We start from the raw sequence: 18,434 nt of genomic DNA on the forward strand, positions 1-18,434 counted from the left end.
CGGCGCATGCCCCCCTTTCCCCCCGCCGCGGGCGCGCTGTCCGCGCCGGGGCCCCATCTCTTTTTGGCAAGGAGGTCTCTTTTTTGGAAAGCATTGTACGGGTGGCGGCGCTCACCTCTCGCATCTCCCTGGGGGACATGCACAAAAGCGCCGAGGCCCTGATCGAGGCGGCCCAGCAGTTGGGGGATCGCGCCCCCGACCTGGTGCTGCTGCCCAAATACACCCTCACCGGCGGCTCGCTGGGCGACCTGGCCCAAAACGGCCAGTTTGCCAAGACGGCCGGGGAGCTGCACCCCTATCTCGGCGCCAAGCTGGCGGCGCTGGGGGGGCTGTTCCTCTTCACCGCCCCCGCCCCCGGCGGGGAGCGCGCCTACCTCTACCGGGAGGGACAGCTGCTGCTGGACCTCCCCGCCGAGACCGAACTGGGCCGTCCCCTCCCCACCTTCTCGGTGGGCGGCGGCACCGCCGCCCTCTTCTTCGGCGACCCGGCGCACCTCTCCCTCTACGCGCGGGAGATCGTGGAGAGCGGGGCCGACCTCCTCCTCCTCTGCGCCTGCGAGCCCGACCGGCTGGGTTACGGCGACCGGGTGCTGCGCCAAATCAAGGAGGTCAGCGCCGCCCTGGGGGTCTGCTGTGTCCTCTCCCAGGGGGGCGAGGGGGACTCGTCCGCCCCCCGGCTCTTCACCGCCCAGACCGCCGTCTTCGAGTGCGACCGGCTGCTGGCCTTTGCCCAGGCGGTGAGCGGGCCCCCCGCGGCCGTCTGCGATGTGGATCTGGACATCATCGCCGGGTACCGGCGGGGACAAACCCTCCCCGCCTTCCGGCGGCCTGAGCCCGCCTTCTCGGTGCCGGTGCGCACCGGCGGCAAAAAGCTGCTGCGCCCCCTGGGGCAAAACCCCTTCATCACCCGCCCTGAGCAGCTCGACGAGCTGTTCTCCCTGCAGGTCAAGAGCCTGGCGGTGCGGATGGAGAACACCGGCATCAAGGGGCTGGTGGTGGCCCTCTCCGGCGGGCTGGACTCCACCCTGGCACTGCTGGTGGCCGCCGGGGCCTGCGACCGGTTGGGGCTGCCCCGCTCGGCCGTCACCGCAGTGACCATGCCCGGCTTCGGCACCTCGCAGCGCACCAAGTCGAACGCCGAAAAGCTCTGCGAGGCGGTGGGCGCAAAACTGCGCAAGATCCCCATCGGCCCGGCGGTGGAGGCGCACTTTGCCGACATCGGCCACGACCCCCAAAGCCACAACGTCACCTTTGAAAACGCCCAGGCCAGGGAGCGCACCCAAATTTGCCTGGACATCGCCAACGAGACCGGGGCCCTGGTGGTGGGGACCGGCGACCTGTCGGAGGCCGCGCTGGGCTTTTGTACCTTCGGCGGCGACGCCCTGGCCAACTTCAACGTCAACATCTGCCTGCCCAAGACCCTGGTGCGGGCCGTCTGCCGGCGGCTGGAGGAGCGCTTTGCCAAGGCCGCCCCCTTCATTCAGGACATCCTGGACACCCCGGTCAGCCCAGAGCTGCTCCCCCCCGACGAGTTCGGCAACATCGCCCAGAAGACCGAGGAGATTTTGGGGGAGTACGACCTGCTGGACTTCATCCTCTACCACCACCTGCGCTACGGCCTGCCGCCGGAGAAGATCTTCTACTACGCCTGCGCAGCCTTTGGCGAGCGCTATACCGGCGCCTACATCAAGGAGAAGCTGGGCCTCTTCTACAAGCGGTTTTGCGCCTCGCAATTCAAACGGGTCTGCGCCCCCGAGTGCGCCGTCATCACCGACGTCACCCTCTCGGGCGGGGCCTTCGCCATGCCCGGCGACATGGGCTCCAAAACCTTTTTAGAGGCGGTGGAGGCCATTTCGGTCTGACCCCCGTCACCCGTCTGTTCGCCGCCCCGGCGGGCGGCCTTTCAAAATAGAAGCAAAGTGAGGAAGAAAAGATGAAAGCTGTTATCTCTGTTATCGGCAAGGACACCGTGGGCATCCTGGCGGCCGTCAGCACCGTCTGCGCCGAGGCCAACGCCAACGTGCAGGACGTGACCCAGTCCATCCTGGGGGACATCTTCGCCATGATCATGGTGGTGGACATCTCCAAGTGCAACCTGGAGCTCTCCGAGCTGCGCGCCCGTCTGGAGACCCTGGGCCAGGAGCGGGGCCTGCAAATCAACCTGATGCACGAGGACATCTTCAACTCGATGCACCGCATTTAGGGAGGGCGGCTCATGATCAGCACCAACGAAATACTCGAGACCATCAAGATGATCCAGGAGGAGAGCCTGGACATCCGCACCATCACCATGGGCATCTCCCTGCTGGACTGCGCCGATTCCGACATCGACCGCTCCTGCGAAAAGATCTACCAAAAAATCACCACCCGCGCCCGCGACCTGGTCAAGGTGGGGGAGGAGATCGAGGGCAAGTACGGCATCCCCATCATCAACAAGCGCATCTCGGTCACCCCCATCGCCATGCTGCTGGGGGCCAGCGGCGGCGACCCGGTGAAGTACGCCCGCACCCTGCAGCGCTGTGCCGAGACGGTGGGGGTCAACTTCATCGGCGGGTACAGCGCCCTGGTGCAAAAGGGCTTTGGCCCCGGCGATTTGGAGCTCATCGAGTCCATCCCCGAGGCGCTGCGGGTCACCGACCGGCTCTGCTCGTCGGTCAACATCGGCTCCACCAAGGCGGGCATCAACATGGACGCCGTCCGGCTGATGGGCCAGATCATTCGCCAGAGTGCCGAGAACACCGCTGACCGCGACTGCGTGGGCCCCTCCAAGCTGGTGGTCTTCTGCAACGCGCCGGAGGACAACCCCTTTATGGCCGGCGCCTTCCACGGGGTGGGCGAGCCCGACTGCGTCATCCACGTGGGGGTATCCGGCCCCGGCGTGGTGCGGGCCGCCCTCTCCAAGATGGAGGGGGGCGACCTGACCGACGTGGCCGACCTGATCAAAAAGACCGCCTTTAAAATCACCCGCATGGGCCAGCTGGTGGGGGCCGAGGCCTCCCGCGCCCTGGGGGTGCCCTTCGGCATTGTGGACCTCTCCCTCGCCCCGACCCCGGCGGTGGGGGACAGCGTAGCCCACATCCTGGAGGAAATCGGGCTGGAGCAGTGCGGTGCCCACGGCACCACCGCCGCCCTGGCCATGCTCAACGACGCGGTGAAGAAGGGCGGGGTCATGGCCTCCTCCGCCGTGGGCGGTCTCTCGGGCGCCTTTATCCCGGTGTCGGAGGACGCGGGGATGATCGACGCCGCCCGCTCGGGCTGCCTGCTGCTGGAAAAGCTGGAGGCCATGACCGCCGTCTGCTCGGTGGGGCTGGACATGATCGCCGTGCCCGGCGACACCTCCGCCGACATCTTGAGCGCCATCATCGCCGACGAAGCCGCCATCGGGATGGTCAACTCCAAGACCACCGCCGTGCGGATCATCCCCGCCATCGGCAAAAAGGAGGGCGAAGAGCTGGAATTCGGCGGCCTCTTCGGCAGCGCCCCCATCATGAAGGTCAACTACGCCTCCCCCGCCAAGATGATCGCCCGCGGCGGCCGCATCCCGGCCCCGCTCCAAAGCCTGAAAAACTAGCGAAATGGCGGCAGCCGGTTTGCAGAGCAAATGCCAAAGCAGCGCTTTGGCAAGGCCGATGCCGCCAAGCAAACAGAGCCCGTTTGCGGGGCTGTGCTACAGAGCCTGAAAAACCAGCGAAAGGGCAGCGGCCGGTTTGCGGAGCAAATGCCAAAGCTGTGCTTTGGCAAAGCCGGTGCCGCCAAGCAAACGGAGCTCGTTTGCGGGGCTGCGCTGCAAAGCGCTTAAAGCCATCTAAAAAGAGCGGCGGCCGCCCGGCCCCTCCCAATTGCAAAAAAGCCACCCATCCGGGTGGCTTTTTTATTTCAGCGAAGACAGCCGCTCTATCTCGCCGAGGCAGGCTGTCCCAGTTTGCACAGGGCCTCTTCCCTGCTGTCGGCAAAAAAGACCGCCCTCCCCCGGTTGCTCTCGCGAATAAAGTCCTTCAGGGCCTTGCTGGCATACCCCGAATGATCCCCCCAGATGGCCACCTGCACCCGGTACTGGACAAACTTCTCCAACACCTCGCCCGCCAATCCGGTGCGGAGGTCAAAAAAGGATTCGGCGAGGGCTTCCTTCTCGATGGCGAGCTTGTGACACCCCATCTCAAATGCCGTCGCCGCAATCACGTCCAGGGCGGACGGCAGGTCACAGATGGCCTCCTGCACCCCTTCCAACACGGCGATGGACCCATCGCCAACGGCCTGTATTGTCCATTTCATCTCATCTCTCTCCTCTCTGTGAGCACCCCGTCCGCTGCAGGGCATTTTGGCAATCGAAACCACCGGTAAAATGGGCGGCTTGCATCGGCCCCGCAAGGGGGCATCGCGAATGTTTGCCTGCGCTGCGCGCGTTGCCGACAGACCGGCAATTTCGGATGCTGTTTTGCGTCATCCGTCCCCAAAGCCGCTTCCCCTTTTTCGCCTCCGGCCCTTTCTTTCAGGGCGCCCTGTGCAAAAGCGATCTGTCTCCCCGGCAAAATTGGGGGTTGGGGAGGTGGCGTTGCCACAAAAAAAGAGGGGGCGCTCCCCCCTCTTTTCTCTCCCGATTAGTCGTAAAAGGCGCCGTGGATGGCAGAGACCGCCCGGTCGGCGTCCGCCCGGTCGATGATGACCGAAATCTTGATTTCGCTGGTAGAGATCATCTTGATGTTGACGCCCGCATCCCCCAGGGCGGCGAACATGTCGGCGGCCACGCCGGGGTTGGACTGCATCCCCGCCCCCACGATGGAGACCTTGGCGATGTCGTCCTCGCTGTAGATCTTGGCGCCGGGGTAGCGGTGGCCGTGCCGCTCCAACACCGCCAGGGCCTCGTCCTTCTGGTCGTCGGAGATGGTAAAGCTGATGGCCTGGAAGCCGTCCTTCGGGGGGGTCTGCAAAATGATGTCCACGTTGATCTTGTGGTTGGAGAGCAGGGAGAAAATCTTGAAGGCGGTGCCCGGCTGGTCCGCCACCCCGTCCACCGTGATGCGCACCACGTGCTCGTCCTTGGCCACGCCCTTGATCAACATCTTTTCCATCTTTACATCCTCCTTCACAATGGTGCCCGGCACCCGGCTCAGGCTGGAGAGCACTTCGATCTGCACCCCAAATTTTTTCGCCATCTCCACCGAGCGGTTGTGCAGCACCTGGGCGCCCAGGGTGGCCAGCTCCAACATCTCGTCAAAGGAGATCTCGTCGAGTTTCTTTGCGTTTTTCACCTTGCGGGGGTCGGCGGTGTAGACCCCGTCCACGTCGGTGTAGATCTGGCAGGTGTCGGCGTGGAGCGAGGCCGCCAGCGCCACCGCCGAGGTGTCCGACCCGCCCCGGCCCAGGGTGGTGATGTCGTCGAACTTGTTGAGCCCCTGAAAACCGGCCACCACCACGATGCTGCGCCGGTCCAACTCGGCCTGCAGCCGCTCGGTGTCCACCCGGTGGATGCGGGCGTTGGAGTAGTTGCTGGTGGTGAAAAAGCCCGCCTGCCAGCCGGTCAGGGAGATGGCCGGATAGCCCATGGCCTCAATGGTCATGGCCAGCAGGGCACAGCTCTGCTGCTCCCCGCTGGAAAGGAGCATATCCATCTCCCGCTTGGAGGCGTTGGGGTTGAGTTCCGCCGCCTTTTCGATCAAGTCGTCGGTGGTGTCCCCCTGGGCGGAGACCACCACCACCACACTGTTGCCCGCTTTGTAAGTATCCGTGACGATCTGCGCCACATTGCGCACCCGCTCGGCATCCCGCACCGAGCTACCGCCGAATTTCTGCACGACCAAAGCCATGGGAATCCCTCCTCTTTCTTCTCATCACTCTTATATCTATTCGCAGACGCGCACCGTTGCCCCCCGATTGTCGGGGCGAAGTTTGACCAGTTCAAAGGTCCGGGTCTCCCGCTGGGCCTGGAGCAGGGCGGCCGCCCGGTCGCCAAAGGCGGCGTTCTGCGCGTCCACCAGGGCGAGGATGGTGGGGCCGGCGCCGCTGACAAAGACCGCCAGGGCCCCGCACTCGTAGGCGATGTCGAAGACCCGCTGCCCCCCTTCGATCAGCCCCAGCCGGTAGGGCTGGTGCAGCCGGTCCCCCGCCGCGACCCGGATGTTTTCCAGCTTGCCGGTGCAGATGGAAGTGGCCATCAGCGCCGCCCGGGAGAGGTTATAGACCGCGTCCTTGTGGCTGACCTGGGGCGGCAGCGCCGCCCGGGCCACCTCGGTGGAGAGGCTGAAATTGGGGATAAAGGCCGCAAAGTGCATCCCCTCGTCCAGTTCCTTTTTCACGTAGTAGACGTGCTCCTCCTCGAGCACGGCGGAGACAAAGCCCCCCAGGATGGCCGGGGTGGAGTTGTCGGGGTGCCCCTCCAGATGGGCGGCCATGTCCACCAGCTCGTCTCTGGTGAGGGGCTCGCCCAGCAGGGTGTTGGCCCCCAACAGCCCCCCCACGATGCAGGCCGAGCTGCTGCCCAGCCCCCGGGTCATGGGGATGTTGTTGACCTGCTCGATGCGCAGCCCCCGAAAGGGGCGGCCCACCCGCTGATACAGGGCCTTGGCGGTGCGGTAGATGAGATTGTCCTCCCCGGTGGGGACGGGCCGCCCGTCGCGGGAGGAGATGGCCGGGCCGTCCCACTCCTCCATATAGATCTCATTTTGCAAATTGAGGGCCAGCCCCAGCGAGTCAAAGCCTGCGCCGATGTTGGCGCTGGTGGCCGGCACGGTGATGTGGATCACGAATGAGTCCCTCCAATGGTCAAAATTTGCATCCCCTCGCGGGGCGCCGGATCAGTAGGGCAGCACCTTCAGGGCGGTGGCCACCTTGGCCCAATCGGGCAGGGCGGCGATGCCGGCGGCAAAGGCCTTGCCGCTCTGGGCGGGGAGGATGCAAACGATCCCCTCCCCGCTGGGCTGCACCAGTTCGGGCGCGCCAAAGGCGGCGGCCGCGGCCTTGGAGAGGGCCTCCTGTGAGCCGCCCTCCAGCCGCAGGTAGCGGCGCAGCACGTCCTCTGCCGGGTCGGCCAGGAACTCCTCCTCGCTCTTGACCCAGAAGAGGGTGCGGTGGACGTCCTCGCTCTTGACGCAGTCGATGATGTCGCTGACCACGGCGCTGGCGGTGGGCAGCTTGCCCGCCCCCCGGCCGTAAAAGAGGACGTCACCCAGCATGTCGGAGCGCACCAGGATGCCGTTGTACACGTCGCTCACCGAGGCCAGCTGGCTCTCCCCTGGCAGCAGGGCCGGGCAGACCTCGGCCAACACTCGCCCGTCCTCCAGCCGCTTGGCCCGGCCGATGAGTTTGATGGCGTAGCCCAGGCGCCCGGCGGCCGCCATGTCGGCGGTGGTGATGGCGCGGATCCCCTCGGTGGGCACCTGGGCGGGAAAGATGTGCCGCCCAAAGGCCAGGGAGCCGAGGATGCAGATTTTGCGGCAGGCGTCGTGTCCGTCCACGTCGGCCGAGGGGTCGGTGGTCTCGGCGTACCCCAGGCTCTGGGCCAGCTTCAGCGCCTCGTCAAAGGAGAGGTCCTCCCGCTTCATCTTGGTGAGCATGAAGTTGGTGGTGCCGTTGAGGATGCCGGCGATCTCGGTGAACTCGTTGGCCGCCATGCACTGGTAGATGGGGCGGATGATGGGGGTGCCGCCCCCCACGCTTGCTTCAAAGAGGAACTGGATCCCCCTCTCTTTGGCGATCTGCAGCAGCTCCCAGCCGTGGGTGGCCACCAGCTCCTTGTTGGAGGTGACCACGCTCTTGCCGGCCAGCAGGCTGTCCTTTACAAACTGGTAGGCGGGTTTCAGCCCGCCGATGGACTCCACCACCACCGAGACCTCGGGGTCTTTTAAGACCACCCCGAAATCCTTGCAGAGCTTCCCCTCGTTGGGGTCGCCGGGGAAGTCGCGGATGTCGCAGATGTATTTGACGGCGATGGGCTGCCCGGCCTTGCGGGCAATGCCCTCGGCGTTTCTCTCAATGACCTCGGCCACGCCGGAGCCAACGGTGCCGTACCCGATGATTGCTACCTGTATCATTTGCTACTCTCCTAACAATTGCTTTAATTCCACGATCCCACCCAACTGCCCGATCTCCTCGGTCAGCTCCTCCAGCGGGAGGCAGGCGCTGCCCATGCGAAAGGAGATGGTCACCGGGGCGACCCCATCGATGGGGATGGATTGGTTGATGGTGAGGATGTTGGCGCCGCTGTTTGCGATGGTGTTGATGACCCGGGAGAGGACCCCCGGCTCATCCCGCAGGGAAAAGGAGAAGGTGCACAGCTGCCGGCTGTCCCCCGCCGGGCGATAGACCCGGTCTTTGTACTTGTAGAAGGCGCTGCGGGAGATGCCCACCTTCTTCACCGCCTCGCTGGAATTTTTGGCAAGGCCCTGGGCCAGCATCTCCTTGGCCTCCACCACCTTTAAAAACACCGGGGGCAGCGCCCCGGTATCCACCAGCAGAAACTTAGGTGTGTCCTGCATAAGTCCACCTCACAAACACTGTTGTTTTTCTGTAAGATACAGTATAGCGCCATCTGCCCAAATTGACAACCATTTTTTTGCCGAAACCCTCCAAAACTCGTTTCCTTTTGTTGACTTCGGCGATTCCCCCAAAAAAATGGCGGATTGGGGGGTGAGGACGGGCGGTATCACCGTCGGGGTCCCCGACGGATCTCCCCGGCGAAATTGGCGGGGCGCACACCAGCCCGAAAGGGCGCGATACGGGCTTCGCCCCGCAAGGGGCATCATATTTTTTCATCGCACTGTCGCCGGTAAAGCCACGCCGTCGGAGTTTATTGCTCATCGCCCATACCCCGGCCTTTCGCTTGCACCTTTGGCGCCCCACTGTTCAGGAGACCCTGTGGTCAAAGCAGCTGCCTTCCCCGGCAGGACCGGAGCCTTGGGATGCCAAAGCTGCAAAAAAAGAGGACCGGGCGGCTTGGCTGCCGCCCGGTCCTCAAAATCTGTCAACTGTGTGCCGTCCGCTCCCAGGCGGGGGAAATCACTGCTTGGGGGCCGCCTGGCTGGAACTCACCGGCGGCACCACCGGTTTGCTGGAAGAGCTGGCCGAACTGGAGGAATTGGAAGAGCTGGAGGCGCTGGAACTGGCCGAACTGGACCCGCTCGACGAGGCCGCCGAACTGCTCTGCGGCTTTTGCTCCTCCTCCACCGGGGGATCGCCCTCGTGCACCCCAGAACAGGTCTCGGGGATGTTGGAGGTCTTGTACCAGCCCACCGCGGTCTCGGTGCACTTGTCGGAGGCCAGCAGCCCGCTCTTGACGCAGTAGGTCTTCTGCACCACGCCGGAGGCGTTGGGGAAGTTCTTGTAGGCCTTGCCGGAACTGATCTGGCTCATGATGTTCTTCCAGATGGCGGCAGGGGGATAGCCGCTCTCGGACACGCCGTACTTGGAGTCGTAACCCCACCAGACGCCGGTCACGTAGTAGGGGTTCATCCCCACAAACCACACGTCGCGGGGCAGATTGTTGTCGGTGTCGGAGTCGGTGGTGCCGGTCTTGCCCGCCAGGGGCATGGAGCCGTAGCGGAACGAGGCGGCGGTGCCCCCCGACTGCAGGACCTGCTGGAGCATCTGGTTTGTCACCTTGGCGGTGGACTCGGAGAAGGCGCGGTTGCTGCCGAACTCGCTGCCGTCGAGCACCACGTTGCCGAACTGGTCCTCCACCCGGGTGTAGGTGCGGGGCTCGTAGTAGACCCCGCCGTTGCCGAAGACGGCGTAGGCGGCCGTCACCTCCAGGGGGGAGATGCCGTCCGTCAGCATCCCCAGTGCCAGGCTGTCGTCCACATCGCTCTCGGTGAGGGTGGTGATCCCCAGCTTTTCCTTCAAGAACTCATAGCTGTTTTTGGCGCCGACTTTCTGGATGGTCCGCACCGCCACGGTGTTGACCGACTTTTTCAGGGCGGTCTCGGCGGTCATCTTCCCTTTGTAGCCCGCGTAGTAGTTCTTGGGCCAGGGGCGGCCGTTGAGGGTCTTGACCGGGGAGTCGTCCATGACGGTGGAGTAGGTGATCAGATCCTGCTCGATGGCCGGCCCGTAGGCCGCCAGGGGTTTCATGGTGGAGCCGTTGGAGCGGCCGGCCACCACCGCCCGGTTGAGGGCCCGGTTGACCGTCTTCTCGCCCCGGCCGCCCACCAGGCCCAGGATGTTGCCCTCGAAATCCATCACCACCGCCGCCGATTCGGGGCGGATGGTGACCTCGCTCTTGTTGCCCTCCTCGTCGGTGACGGTCTCTTTTCTGGACACGTTGGGGAAGCTCTTGTCGTTTTCGTAGACCGATTCCAGAGTATTTTGGACCGAGGTGTCCACGGTGGAGTAGATGCGCAGGCCGCCGGTGTAGAGGTAGTTGGTGGCCTCCTCCTTGGTGTAGCCGTATTTCTCCATCAGGTGATCGATGACGTCGTCGATCATGTAGTCGGTGAAGTAGCTCTCGATCTTCTGGGCGTTGGCGGCGTACTCCTCGCTCTTGAATTCGGGCTCGGTGTTGACCGCCTCGTCGTACTCCTCCTGGGTGATGTAGCCCAGTTCCAGCATCTTGCTGAGCACGTAGTCCCGCCGGGTCTTGTTGTTCTCGGGGTGGATAAAGGGGTTGTACTCGGAGGGGCTCTGGGTCATGCCGGCGATGGAGGCGCACTCCACCAGGGAGAGTTCAGACACGTCCTTGCCGAAGTAGACATAGGCCGCCGCCTGCACCCCGTCGGTGTTGTTGCCCAGGTGGAAGGTGTTGAGGTAGGCCTCCAGGATGTCCTCTTTCGAGTACATCTTCTCCAGGTTCAGGGCGCGGAAAATCTCCCGCGCCTTGCGGGCATACCCCTCCAAAAAGTTGGTGGACTTGTCGTGGGTGATGTTTTTGATGAGCTGCTGGGTGATGGTGGAACCGCCTGGCCGCCCCTTGTAGATGGGGATGATCTCGTTGACGGTGGCGGCGATGGTGCGCTTCCAGTCCACCCCGTGGTGCTTGTAAAAGCGCTCGTCCTCCACCGCCACCACGGCGTGGATCATATTTTCAGGGATGTTCTCATAGTCCACCCAGATGCGGTTTTCGGCCGAGTTGAGGCGGGTCACTTCCACCTCTTCACCCGACCCGTCCTTGCCGTATACAATGGTGGTAAAGGCCAGCTTTACATTTTCCAGGCTCAAGATCTGGTCGTCGTTTTTCATGGTGCTGAAGACGTACATCATGAAAGAGGTGGCCGCAATGGACACCACGATCACCAGGATAAAGAATACCGTCAGGCAGACCTTGAACCATTTTCTCTCCCGCAGTTTCCGCTTGGGGCCCTTTTGGCCCTTTTTCGAGGCGGCGTTTGCGGCGGTCTGCTTGGTGGTTCCCTTCTTTTTCTCCGACGGGGACTTGCCGCCGTCCGGCGATTTTTGGTTGGGCACAAGCATAACCTCCTTCCAATGGTAAGTTATTATAGCATATACCGTCGATTTTGTTAAACCGATTTTTCTGCATATTCATTTATTTTTAAGAGAATACTGGACTCGAGAGGTGATTGATGTGACGAAAAACCGGTGGATTCTCTCGACCGTGACCGCTTTTCTCTGCTGCGCGGCCCTATTTCTTTCCAGCTTGTTGGTAGGATGGCACCGCGGCGCCGACTCTATGCAGGCCGAGGCCCCTTCCCGCTATCTTCTGCGGGTGGAAAACGGGCAGCTGGCCGTCTACGCCGGCGGCTCCGGCCAGCCCGAACTCTGCGGAGAGGTGACCCTCAGCGCCCTGCCGGAAGAGGAACAACAACACCTGCTGCAGGGCGTCTGGGCGGAGAGCCGCCAGGAGCTGGAGGGGCTGTTGCAGGACTATTCCAGCTGATCGCGCCCCCCGCCCCCCTGTCGGCCCGGCCCTTTGGCCGGGCCGCTTTTTGCGCCGGTGCAGATTTCCAAAAAGGCGGTGGCCGCCGGGGTCAGGTACTTGTTTTTGTGGTAGACCGCGCAGAGGCTGCGCACCAGGGGCATCCCCTCCACCGCCAGGCGGCAGAGGGCACCGGAGGCCATCTCTTCGGCGGCCAGCCGCACCGGCAGCACGGCGATCCCCAGCCCCTGGCGGGCGGCCTCCTTCAGCGCCCGGGTGGAGCTGGATTCCCAGGCAGGGCTCACCTCCATCCCCCGGGTGATGAGGGCGCTCTCAAAGACCTTGCGGGCGCCGCTGCCCGCCTCCCGCAGCAGGAGGGGCTGGCGGGCCAACTCGCCCGGCGGCAGGGGCTGGCGGGCCAGCAGCGGGTGGCCGGGGCGGCAGAAAAGGCCCAGCTCGTCCTCCAAAAAGGGGTGGGCGGCCAGCTGGCCGTCCCGGGCGGGGCCGTCCATCAGCCCCATATCCAGCCGGTTTTCCAGCAGGAGGCCCTCGATGGTCTCGCTGCTGTCCACCCGCACCTGCACCTCCACCTCCGGCCAGGCGGCGGAAAACCGCTCCACGCAGCCGGGGAGGAACTCGCTGCCGACGGTGATGCTGGCGCCGATGCGCAGCCGGCCGCCCCGGCCGCCGGGCATCTCCTCCTCCAGCTGGTCGATGAGGTCGAGGATCTGCCCGGCCCGGGCCAGCAGCTGCCGCCCCGGCTCGGTGATGTGCAGCCGCCGGGAGATGCGGTCGAAGAGCCGGACGCCGTAGTGGCTCTCCAGCTCCGAGATGGCCAGGCTCACCGCCGGCTGGGTCATGTAGAGGCGGCGGGCCGCCTCGGTGGCGCTGCCGCACTGGCAGACTGCCGTGAAGATGCGCAGGTGGCGCAGGGTCATCCCGCTCCCCCCTTTTCATAAGCGATTCGATATTTATCTTATAAAATTATATTATTTTACTTATTAAAATGCAAGGCGTATACTGGGGGTGAAAAGAGAAAGAGGAGGCCATGCAGTTGGCAAAGAGAGATTTGCGGTTTTACTGGAAGCTGTTTTCTTCCACCTTCACCCTCAGCGCCTTTACCTTTGGCGGCGGGTATGTCATCATCCCCCTGATGCGCAAGAAGTTTGTGCAGCAGTACCACTGGCTGGAGGAGGACGAGATGCTCGATTTGACGGCCATCGCCCAGTCCTCCCCCGGGCCCATCGCCGTCAATGCGGCCATCATCATCGGCTACCGCCTGGCGGGGATGTTGGGGGCCCTGGTGGCCATTGCGGGCACGGTGCTGCCCCCCCTGATCATCCTCTCGGTGATCTCCCTGTTCTACCAGGCCTTTCGGGCCAACCAGGTGGTGGCCAACGTCCTGCGGGGGATGCAGGCCGGGGTGGCGGCGGTCATCGTCGACGTCACCGTGACCATGGGCTGGGGGGTCGCCAAGGAGAAGAACCTCCTCTCCATCCTGATGATGGCGGCCGCCTTTGTGGCGACCTACGTCTTTAATGTCAACGTGGCCTTCATCGTGCTGGCCTGCGGCCTCATCGGCTTTCTCTGCTTCCGGCAGAAAAAGAGCGGGGAGGTGTCCAAATGATTTACCTGCAGCTGCTGTGGAGCTTCTTCCAAATCGGCCTGTTCAGCTTTGGGGGCGGCTACGCCTCCATGCGGCTGATCCAAAACCAGGTGGTCACCCTACACCACTGGCTGGACATGACCCAGTTTGCCGACATCATCACCATCTCCCAGATGACCCCCGGGCCGGTGGCCATCAACTCGGCCACCTTCGTGGGCACCCACATCGCCGGGTTCTGGGGCTCCATCGTCGCCACCATCGGCTGCGTGATCCCCTCCTGCATCATCGTCATCGCCCTGGCCAAAATCTACACCAAGTACCGCCAGCTCGACGCCATGCAGGCGATTTTAAAGGGGCTGCGGCCGGCGGTGGTGGCCCTCATCGCCTCGGCGGGGCTGTCCATCCTCATCCTCTCCCTCTGGCAGGGGGGCGCGGTGAGCTGGTCGCCCGCCAGCGTCGACTGGATCTGCGCCGCGATGTTTGCCGCCGCCCTCTTCGTCCTGCGCAAGTGGAAACCCAACCCCATCTGGGTGATGGTGGGCTGCGGGGTCCTGGGCGCCATCATCTTTCCCTTTATGGGGTAAATTCCTGTCCTCCCCTTCCCCTCTCGGGGATTTCCATAGCAAAAGCGCCGCTGTCTCCAGGGGGGAGACGGCGGCGCTTTTGTGCACTCTTGACCGGTTAGACCTTATCTTTAAAGTAGGAGTGGGCACAGTAGAGGGCGCCCGCCGGGTTGTGGGCCAGGGCCCTGTCCTTGGTGACCAGGGTGGTGGTGGGCGCCTGGGCGTATTTGTAAAAGAGGGAGTCGTGCCCCACACAGAGGCCGATGACAATGTTGAACTCGGTCTGCTGCTCATTTAAGAGCATGGCCTGGGCGATGGGGTTGCACATGGGCTCGAACTGACCGGGGTGGACCTTGTCCTCCTCTCCCAGGCCCACCTGCTCCTTGGGCACCCCGCCGGCCTTGCAGATGGCCGAGACCACCGTAAAGCCGTGGGCGCGAAAGATCTCGCAGGCGATCCGCCCCTCCTCCTTCAAGCCGCCGCAGAAGGCCACCCCCAACTTCTGGTAGCCCATGGCCTTGCAGAACTCGGTGATCTCCCGCACCCGGGGCCAGCGGCCGTAGCCGGTAGCCTCGATCTTGGAGCTCTCCAGGTAGAACTTGTGGTTTTCCTCTTCGCCGTATTTGGCGAAGGCGGCCTCCATCAGCGGGGTGTTGCGGATGGGGCAGTTTTTGGGCAACTTCTCAAAGTCGCCGGACTGGCAACCGTGAACGGTGCAACTTCCACAGGTGTAGTACACGATCTCTCTCCTCTCTGCGGGCCGCGGTATTGGCGACCCTTTCCCCCATGATACCTCGACCCGGGCGGAGAAGCAATCGCTTTTCCCATCGGGAATGTAGATGGGGACCCCAACCTCTGCAAGCCCCTCCTCACCCGTGGGGCAGCGCGCCTCGGCCCCATCGTATGTGGCAAGGGAAGGCGGGCGGGCAAGGCAGGGAAAGAGGCCACGGCTGCAGCCATCCCACGCCGGGGCTAGGGCGGCTCGTCCCGGCCCTCCTCGTTTGCAGCAAAGGAAAGCGGCCATCGAGACAGGGGAAGGGGCCCTGGCTGCGGCCACCCCGCGCTGAGGCCAGGACGGCCCGCTTCAGCCCCATCGTTTGCAATAAAGGAAGGGGACGGTCGAGACAGAGGAAGGGGGCAGACTGCAGCCGCAAACAATGGGGCCAGGACGACTCGTCTTGGCCCCATTGTTTGCGGCAAAGGAGATGGAGGTCAAAGCCAGGGGAAGGGGGCCCGGCTGCTACCACCCCGCGCCGGGACCAGGACGGCCCGCTCTGCTCACAGTCCGCTGTCCAAGGTCATGGCAGTCTCTCTTTTTTCCCAATCGGCGGCCGTCAGCTCCCTTGGCTCCTCAGTGGTAAAGGGAGCAGGAGTATATTCACCGCCAGGGAGCGGCCCTCCCCCGGCAGCCTCGGCACAGGGCGCTCACCCCAGGACTGCAAAGGCCCGCCCCAGCCTCTTTTTAGGGTCCCTGCCCTGCGGCGCGCCGGTGACGGCCAGCGCGCCGCCCAAACGCCGCTTCAGCGGGCGCGCCTGAAAGTTCCGCCCCGCAGCCGGGTCGCCTGCCTCTCCTCTGCCGCCATCCCTTCACAACAGGAGAGGCCGGCCTTGCGGCCGGCCTCTCCCACGCATTGGGCGTCTATTCTACGATGGTGCCCCCCAGGAGGGCGTAGAGTTCCTTGGTCTCCTCGTCGCTGGCGCCGGTGAAGTAGTAGATGCCGCTCTCCCCCTCCAGGCGGACGGCGCAGCCGCTGCCGCCGTTGAGGTAGAGGTGGGCGCTCTCGCCGTTTGCCAGCAGGTACTGGCCGCGGAAGGTGCCGTTGAACTCCTTCACCTGGCTCTCGGCCTTCTGGCGCTGGGGCAGCTCGCTCTGCAGGGTGATTTTGGCCCCGGAGAGGGGCACCTCCCCCTTTTCGCCCCCGGCAATCACCAGGGTGCCGTCCTGCACGGTGTAGCTGTTGGGGGAGAAGGCAAAGGTAAAGCTGACGGAGAAGTAGAGAAACCCGGTGAGGATGCCCGCCAGCACAAAGACCAGCTTCATGGTCTTTGTCCCGGCGCTGACAAAGGTCTTGCAGAGAAAGCGGACAAACAGCCCCAGGTAGATGCCCATGAACAGCTCTTTATAAAAGTAGAGATTGCACAGGGACAGCACCCCCGAGACAGCGGCCGCCGCCCCCATGAGGTAGAGGCTGCGCACGGCGCTGGTCTTGCGCTTTGCCTCCATTTCCTGCATCTCTTCCTCGCTCATGTCGGGGTTGTAGTAGGTGACAAACAGGGTGAGTTTGCCGGTCTGGGTGAGATAGCCCAGGGCGGCCATGGCAACGGCCAACAAAATGGGTAGCACGGGTTGTCCTCCTTGCAGGGCGGGCCTGGCCGCCTGTGTTTTTTCGATAACTTTTAGTCTATCACAGACGACCCAAAAAAGCCAGAAGCATTTTTTGAATGCTGTTAATTTTCTGTCAATGACCGTCATATTCGTCGTTTGCTACAATGTGAAACGACTATAATTATGCAAATTCACCTAATAAAACGGCGTTTTCAAGTTGAAATCTCACCTTTTCTTCGCTATAATGGTAAACAGGGAAAGTTGTTTTTTTACAACCAAAACCGCACTTTAGAAAGGGGCATATCACCTATGACGAACAACAAGAATGTCTTGAACTGGGTCGACGAGATGGTCGCGCTGTGCAAGCCGGACAAGGTTGTCTGGATCGACGGCAGCAAGGAGCAGCTCGAAGAGATCCGCGCGCTGAGCGTCTCCACCGGCGAGATGGTCAAGCTCAACGAGGAAAAACTCCCCGGTTGCTATATTCACCGCACCGCTGAAAACGACGTGGCCCGTGTCGAGGGCCGCACCTTCATCTGCACCCGCAACAAAGAGGATGCCGGTCCGACCAACAACTGGGAGGACCCGAAGGTCATGTACGAGAAGCTGGGCGCCATGTTTGACGGCGTCATGAAGGGCCGCACCATGTATGTCATCCCCTACTGCATGGGCCCCGTCGGCTCCAAGCTGTCCAAAGTCGGCGTCGAGCTGACCGACTCCACCTACGTGGTGCTGAACATGGCCATCATGACCCGCATGGGTCAGGCCGCCTGGGATCACCTGGGCGACGAGTCCAACGACTTTGTCCGCGGCCTGCACTCCAAAGCCGACATCGACGAGGAGAAGCGCTACATCGTCCACTTCCCCGAGGACAACACCATCTGGTCCATCAACTCCGGCTACGGCGGAAACGTGCTGCTGGGCAAAAAGTGCTTTGCTCTGCGCATCGCCTCCTTCCAGGGCAAAAACGAGGGCTGGATGGCCGAGCACATGCTCATTTTGGGCCTTGAGAACCCCCAGGGCGAGGTCAAGTACGTGACCGCCGCCTTCCCCTCTGCCTGCGGCAAGACCAACCTGGCCATGCTCATCCCCCCCGAGATCTACCAGCAGAAGGGCTACAAAGTCTGGACTGTCGGCGACGACATCGCCTGGATGCGCATCGGTGACGACGGCCGCCTGTGGGCCATCAACCCGGAGAACGGCTTCTTCGGTGTCGCCCCCGGCACAAACATGAAATCCAACCCCAACGCCCTGATCTCCACCCAGAAAGACACCATCTTCACCAACGTGGTGCACAACCTGGACGAGAACACCGTCTGGTGGGAGGGCCTGGACAAGAACCCGCCGAAAAACGCCCTGGACTGGAAGGGCAACAAGTGGGATCCTGAAAGCGGCGTCAAGGGCGCACACCCCAACAGCCGTTTCACCGCTCCCGCCATCAACTGCCCCTGCATCAGCTCTGAGTTCGACAACCCCGAGGGCGTGCCGGTGACCGCCATCGTCTTCGGCGGCCGCCGCGCCAAGACCGCTCCCCTGGTCTACCAGGCCAGAGATTGGGAGCACGGTGTCTTCGTCGGCTCCATCATGGCCTCTGAGACCACTGCCGCCGCCACCGGCGCTGTCGGCGTGGTCCGCCGCGACCCCATGGCCATGCTCCCCTTCTGCGGCTACCACATGGGCGACTACTTTGCCCACTGGCTGGAGATGGGCAAGAAGCTGGGCGACAAGGCCCCCAAGATCTTCAACGTCAACTGGTTCCGCACCGACGACGAAGGCCACTTTATCTGGCCCGGGTTCGGCGACAACATGCGGGTGCTGGAGTGGATCATCAACCGCTGCGACGGCAAGGCCGACGCCGTTGAGACCCCCATCGGCTACGAGCCCAAGCCCGAGGACATCAACCTCGAGGGCCTGGACATCGACCTGGAGACCCTGAAGGGCCTGCTGAGCGTGGATGTGGACCTCTGGAAAGAGGAGGCCAAGGGCATTCACGAGTTCTACGGCAAGTTCGGCGATCACCTGCCCAAGGAGCTGGCTCACCAGCTGGAGATCCTGGAGGAGAACCTGAACAAGTAACCTTCCCCTTTCGTGCGACAAAGGGCCTGCGCAACATTGCGCAGGCCCTTTTTGCATCCCCCG

The 18,434-nt window shown here is 63.3% G+C and carries 16 protein-coding genes; 7 read left to right on the top strand and 9 right to left on the bottom strand.

All coding sequences use genetic code 11. The features are described from left to right. Positions 1-83 precede the first annotated feature (83 nt). From nadE to GT748_RS02430, 3 genes are all read left to right on the top strand, one after another. Entirely contained in the window at positions 84-1,862 is a 1,779-nt protein-coding gene (gene nadE / locus GT748_RS02420) for an NAD(+) synthase (RefSeq protein ID WP_052537743.1), read from the top strand. A 71-nt stretch (positions 1,863-1,933) separates the two neighbouring features. Next, on the top strand, positions 1,934-2,203 hold the full coding sequence (locus GT748_RS02425; RefSeq protein ID WP_021661517.1) for an ACT domain-containing protein: 270 nt from the start codon (positions 1,934-1,936) through the stop codon (positions 2,201-2,203). A gap of 12 nt (positions 2,204-2,215) precedes the next feature. After that, entirely contained in the window at positions 2,216-3,571 is a 1,356-nt protein-coding gene (locus GT748_RS02430; protein ID WP_021661518.1) for a PFL family protein, read from the top strand. A 323-nt stretch (positions 3,572-3,894) separates the two neighbouring features. Here GT748_RS02430 and GT748_RS02435 read toward each other — a convergent pair whose 3' ends face one another. The 6 genes from GT748_RS02435 to GT748_RS02460 all read right to left on the bottom strand — a co-directional run bounded on the left by GT748_RS02435 (position 3,895) and on the right by GT748_RS02460 (position 11,391). Next, positions 3,895-4,272: a DUF4180 domain-containing protein gene (locus GT748_RS02435; RefSeq protein ID WP_021661520.1), complete on the bottom strand. Its 378-nt coding sequence runs from the start codon at positions 4,270-4,272 to the stop codon at positions 3,895-3,897. A 326-nt stretch (positions 4,273-4,598) separates the two neighbouring features. Then, positions 4,599-5,804: an aspartate kinase gene (locus tag GT748_RS02440; protein WP_021661522.1), complete on the bottom strand. Its 1,206-nt coding sequence runs from the start codon at positions 5,802-5,804 to the stop codon at positions 4,599-4,601. 36 nt (positions 5,805-5,840) lie between these two features. Beyond that, positions 5,841-6,740, bottom strand: coding sequence for a homoserine kinase (gene thrB / locus GT748_RS02445; RefSeq protein ID WP_021661523.1), 900 nt, complete (start codon positions 6,738-6,740; stop codon positions 5,841-5,843). Between the two features lie 51 nt (positions 6,741-6,791). Continuing rightward, the gene (locus GT748_RS02450) at positions 6,792-8,027 is read right to left on the bottom strand and encodes a homoserine dehydrogenase (protein WP_161213273.1); all 1,236 of its coding nucleotides are present in this window, start codon (positions 8,025-8,027) and stop codon (positions 6,792-6,794) included. A gap of 3 nt (positions 8,028-8,030) precedes the next feature. Beyond that, a complete protein-coding gene (locus GT748_RS02455; protein ID WP_021661525.1) occupies positions 8,031-8,471 on the bottom strand; it encodes an ACT domain-containing protein in 441 nt (146 codons plus the stop codon). Positions 8,472-8,991: 520 nt separating this feature from the next. Further along, a complete protein-coding gene (locus GT748_RS02460; protein WP_052537744.1) occupies positions 8,992-11,391 on the bottom strand; it encodes a transglycosylase domain-containing protein in 2,400 nt (799 codons plus the stop codon). 118 nt (positions 11,392-11,509) lie between these two features. Here GT748_RS02460 and GT748_RS02465 point away from each other — a divergent pair, with 118 nt between their 5' ends. Then, a complete protein-coding gene (locus tag GT748_RS02465; RefSeq protein WP_143161564.1) occupies positions 11,510-11,821 on the top strand; it encodes a hypothetical protein in 312 nt (103 codons plus the stop codon). Here the strand turns inward: GT748_RS02465 and GT748_RS02470 are convergent. Beyond that, the gene (locus tag GT748_RS02470) at positions 11,809-12,738 is read right to left on the bottom strand and encodes a LysR family transcriptional regulator (protein ID WP_073260991.1); all 930 of its coding nucleotides are present in this window, start codon (positions 12,736-12,738) and stop codon (positions 11,809-11,811) included. The genes GT748_RS02465 and GT748_RS02470 overlap by 13 nt on opposite strands. A 110-nt stretch (positions 12,739-12,848) precedes the next feature. Here GT748_RS02470 and GT748_RS02475 point away from each other — a divergent pair, with 110 nt between their 5' ends. Together GT748_RS02475 and GT748_RS02480 are read left to right on the top strand one after the other, a co-directional pair. Beyond that, complete coding sequence (locus tag GT748_RS02475; RefSeq protein WP_021660433.1) at positions 12,849-13,427, top strand: chromate transporter; 579 nt, start codon at positions 12,849-12,851, stop codon at positions 13,425-13,427. After that, the gene (locus tag GT748_RS02480) at positions 13,424-13,990 is read left to right on the top strand and encodes a chromate transporter (RefSeq protein WP_021660434.1); all 567 of its coding nucleotides are present in this window, start codon (positions 13,424-13,426) and stop codon (positions 13,988-13,990) included. The genes GT748_RS02475 and GT748_RS02480 overlap by 4 nt, the downstream gene beginning before the upstream one ends. 97 nt (positions 13,991-14,087) lie before the next feature. Here the strand turns inward: GT748_RS02480 and GT748_RS02485 are convergent, their stop codons facing one another. Both GT748_RS02485 and GT748_RS02490 read right to left on the bottom strand, forming a co-directional pair. Beyond that, on the bottom strand, positions 14,088-14,708 hold the full coding sequence (locus tag GT748_RS02485; RefSeq protein WP_044993021.1) for a DUF1847 domain-containing protein: 621 nt from the start codon (positions 14,706-14,708) through the stop codon (positions 14,088-14,090). Between the two features lie 900 nt (positions 14,709-15,608). Then, positions 15,609-16,313, bottom strand: a complete 705-nt coding sequence (locus GT748_RS02490) for a hypothetical protein (protein WP_143161565.1) — start codon at positions 16,311-16,313, stop codon at positions 15,609-15,611. A 291-nt stretch (positions 16,314-16,604) separates the two neighbouring features. Between GT748_RS02490 and GT748_RS02495 the strand changes: the two genes are divergently transcribed. Continuing rightward, on the top strand, positions 16,605-18,371 hold the full coding sequence (locus GT748_RS02495) for a phosphoenolpyruvate carboxykinase (GTP) (protein ID WP_021660440.1): 1,767 nt from the start codon (positions 16,605-16,607) through the stop codon (positions 18,369-18,371). The last annotated feature ends 63 nt before the right edge of the window (positions 18,372-18,434 follow it).

It is taken from the genome of Bittarella massiliensis (ex Durand et al. 2017) (assembly GCF_009876955.1).
GTDB lineage: Bacteria > Bacillota > Clostridia > Oscillospirales > Ruminococcaceae > Bittarella > Bittarella massiliensis.

What these genes read in the sequence shown, in the direction of transcription:
- GT748_RS02425 (WP_021661517.1), top strand. Translation starts at nt 1,934, where the DNA reads ATGAAAGCTGTTATCTCTGTTATCGGCAAGGACACCGTGGGCATCCTG.
- GT748_RS02430 (WP_021661518.1), top strand. Translation starts at nt 2,216, where the DNA reads ATGATCAGCACCAACGAAATACTCGAGACCATCAAGATGATCCAGGAG.
- GT748_RS02435 (WP_021661520.1), bottom strand. Translation starts at nt 4,272, where the DNA reads ATGAAATGGACAATACAGGCCGTTGGCGATGGGTCCATCGCCGTGTTG.
- GT748_RS02440 (WP_021661522.1), bottom strand. Translation starts at nt 5,804, where the DNA reads ATGGCTTTGGTCGTGCAGAAATTCGGCGGTAGCTCGGTGCGGGATGCC.
- GT748_RS02450 (WP_161213273.1), bottom strand. Translation starts at nt 8,027, where the DNA reads ATGATACAGGTAGCAATCATCGGGTACGGCACCGTTGGCTCCGGCGTG.
- GT748_RS02455 (WP_021661525.1), bottom strand. Translation starts at nt 8,471, where the DNA reads ATGCAGGACACACCTAAGTTTCTGCTGGTGGATACCGGGGCGCTGCCC.
- GT748_RS02470 (WP_073260991.1), bottom strand. Translation starts at nt 12,738, where the DNA reads ATGACCCTGCGCCACCTGCGCATCTTCACGGCAGTCTGCCAGTGCGGC.
- GT748_RS02475 (WP_021660433.1), top strand. Translation starts at nt 12,849, where the DNA reads ATGCAGTTGGCAAAGAGAGATTTGCGGTTTTACTGGAAGCTGTTTTCT.
- GT748_RS02480 (WP_021660434.1), top strand. Translation starts at nt 13,424, where the DNA reads ATGATTTACCTGCAGCTGCTGTGGAGCTTCTTCCAAATCGGCCTGTTC.
- GT748_RS02495 (WP_021660440.1), top strand. Translation starts at nt 16,605, where the DNA reads ATGACGAACAACAAGAATGTCTTGAACTGGGTCGACGAGATGGTCGCG.